Annotated in this window: 2 protein-coding genes and 1 pseudogene; all 3 read right to left on the reverse strand. The window is 65.8% G+C overall.

All coding sequences use genetic code 11. The features are described 5' to 3' along the window. Positions 1–457: type IV pilin protein (locus ACIQ67_RS20420; protein ID WP_397536207.1), on the reverse strand; the 457-nt coding region annotated here is incomplete at its 3' end. Positions 458–721: 264 nt separating this feature from the next. Beyond that, positions 722–2,188 (reverse strand): glutamate synthase subunit beta, encoded by a 1,467-nt coding sequence (locus tag ACIQ67_RS20425; RefSeq protein WP_397536208.1) that lies wholly within the window; start codon positions 2,186–2,188, stop codon positions 722–724. A gap of 23 nt (positions 2,189–2,211) precedes the next feature. Beyond that, positions 2,212–3,008: pseudogene (locus ACIQ67_RS20430) on the reverse strand (glutamate synthase subunit alpha); the annotation flags it as partial.

Raw genomic sequence — 3,008 nt, forward strand, 5'->3', positions numbered from 1 at the left:
CGTCGCCCTTCATCAGCCAGCAGGCGCTGTTGACTGCACTGCCCTTGAAGGTCGTCGTGCGCTGGGCATTGCTCTGGTCCAGCGTGAAGGTGTGGCCGGCAGCGACCGTGCCGGTGTTGCCGGTGGCGGTGACGGTGTAACCCTGCCCACCGTTGCTGAGCGTGCAGCTCGTCGTGAACTTGCCCGTCACGCCGAAGGTGACCGTGCCATTGCCGCAGCTCGCGCCACCGTAGCTGCGGTTGTCCTGGTAGAACTGCTCCAGCTTGATGCGAGTGCTGGCCAAAGCCGAGGTGCCATCGGGCAGCGACCCGCGTCGCACATAGTCTTGATAGGCAGGCAAGGCGACGGCGGCCAGGATGCCGACGATGGCCACGACCACCATCAACTCCACCAGCGTGAAGCCACGCGAGCGGCTGGCGGGACGACTCAGGGAAACAAGAAGGGACGAAACGCGCATGGTGAGCTCTCGGTGGTCCGGCTCGGCGCCCGCAGCGGGCCCCGCAACCAGGGGGATTGACAGCATTTTCGGCAGCGGCGCCCCTTCATGATGTGCGAAATTGCACGATCCATCGCCTACGTGAGATAGGCGGAGCCGAAGTCGCGACGAGTGGCGGCCGGGGGTAACGAACTGCTACCGGCATGCTGCCCCAAGGGCGCTGCGGTGAAGGCAAAAAGAAAGCCGCCCGAGGGCGGCTTCTTTGCTCAGACCGGCTGCGGTCGCTTAGCGCGGCAGCGTGGTCGAGCCCATCAGAAATTCATCCACCGCGCGGGCGGCCTGGCGGCCCTCGCGGATGGCCCAGACCACCAGGCTCTGGCCGCGGCGCATGTCGCCAGCGGCAAAGACCTTGTTCACATTGGTCTTGTAGCCGCCCTCGGCCTCGGTGCCGGCCTTGGCATTACCGCGGGCGTCCTTGCTGACGCCGAAGGCATCCAGGATGGTGGCAACCGGGCTGACGAAGCCCATGGCCAGGAAGACCAGGTCAGCCTTGATCACCTGCTCCGAACCCGGCACCTCGGTCATCTTGCCGCCCTGCCACTCCAGGCGCACCGTCTTCACGCCGGTCAGCTTGCCCTTCTCGCCCATGAACTCCTTGGTGGCGATGGCGAACTCGCGCTCACAGCCTTCTTCGTGGCTGGACGAGGTGCGCAGCTTGATTGGCCAGTATGGCCAGGTCAGCGGGCGATCCTCGACCTCGGGTGGCTGGGGCATCAGCTCGAACTGCACCACGCTCTTGGCGCCATGGCGGTTGCTGGTGCCGACGCAGTCGCTGCCGGTGTCACCGCCGCCGATCACGATCACATGCTTGCCATCGGCGCGGATCTGGCTTTTCAGCTTGTCGCCGCCGTTGACCTTGTTCTGCTGCGGCAGGAACTCCATCGCGAAATGGATGCCCTGCAGATCGCGACCGGGCACCGGCAGGTCGCGGCTCTGCTCGGCGCCGCCGCTCAGCAGCACGGCGTCGAACTGCGCCTTCAACTCATCTGCACTGATCGTTTCCTTGGCCCAGTTCGTGACCTTGCTGTCCTCGGGCAGGCTGGCCACCAGCACGCCGGTGCGGAACACCACACCCTCGGCCTCCATCTGCTTGACGCGGCGGTCGATGTGCGACTTCTCCATCTTGAAGTCGGGGATGCCGTAACGCAGCAGGCCGCCAACACGGTCGTTCTTCTCGAACACCGTCACGGCATGGCCGGCGCGCGCCAGCTGCTGGGCAGCGGCCAGGCCGGCCGGGCCGGCACCCACCACCGCCACCGACTTGCCAGTCTTGACGGCGGCGGGCTGCGGTTGCACCCAGCCTTCCGCCCAGGCGCGGTCGATGATGGCGTGCTCAATGGACTTGATGCCCACGGCGTCGCCGTTCACGTTGACCACGCAGGCTGCCTCGCAAGGTGCGGGGCAGATGCGGCCGGTGAACTCGGGGAAGTTGTTGGTGCTGTGCAGCACCGTGATCGCGTTCGCCCAATCGCCCTTGTAGACCAGGTCGTTGAAGTCCGGAATGATGTTGTTGACCGGGCAGCCGTTGTTGCAGAAAGGCGTGCCGCAGTCCATGCAGCGCGCACCCTGCACCTTGGCCTGCTCGGGCGTCAGCGCGATGACGAATTCCTTGTAGTTCTTCAGGCGCTTCTCGACGGGCTCATAGCCCTCTTCGAGACGCTCGTACTCCATGAAGCCGGTGACTTTTCCCATTTTTTCGACTCCTACTCTTTCTCTCAGGCCTTGACCGGCTTGGTGGTCGCGGGCGCCTTGGCTTGCGCAATGGTGACAGCGGCCTGCTTGGCGGCGCTCGCCTGGCCCAGTGCGCGCTTGTATTCATGCGGGAAGACCTTGACGAACTTGGCGCGCGAGGCGGCCCAGTTGTCGAGGATCTCGCGGGCACGCTGGCTGCCGGTCCAGCGGTGGTGGTCCTCGATCATCTTCTTCAGGATGGCTTCGTCCGCCTGCGGCTCGCTCTGCGGCGTGAGGCGATGCAGGATGCCGGCATCGGCGCCCTTCAGCTGCTCGTCGCTGCTGAGCACCTTGTCCAGCGCCACCATGCTGGTGTTGCAGCGCTTGGCGAAGTCGCCGTCCTCGTCGAAGACATAGGCCACACCGCCGCTCATGCCGGCGGCGAAGTTGCGGCCAGTCTTGCCCAGCACGAGGACGGTCCCACCGGTCATGTATTCGCAACCGTGGTCACCCGTGCCTTCGACCACCGCAGACGCGCCCGACAGACGCACCGCAAAACGCTCGCCCGCCACGCCGCGGAAGAAGGCCTCGCCGCGGGTCGCGCCATACAGCACGGTGTTGCCGACGATGATGTTCTTGGTCGCGTCGCCGCGGAACTCGATGCTAGGGCGCACCACCACGCGGCCGCCGGACAGACCCTTGCCGGTGTAGTCGTTGGCGTCACCGATCAGGTAGAAGGTGATGCCGGGCGCCAGGAAGGCGCCGTAGCTCTGGCCGCCGGTGCCTTCCATCTGGATGAAGATGCTCTGGTCCGGCAGGCCCTCGGGGTGGCGACGGATCA

Source organism: Roseateles sp. (assembly GCF_044373315.1).
Lineage (GTDB): Bacteria > Pseudomonadota > Gammaproteobacteria > Burkholderiales > Burkholderiaceae_C > JACDQM01.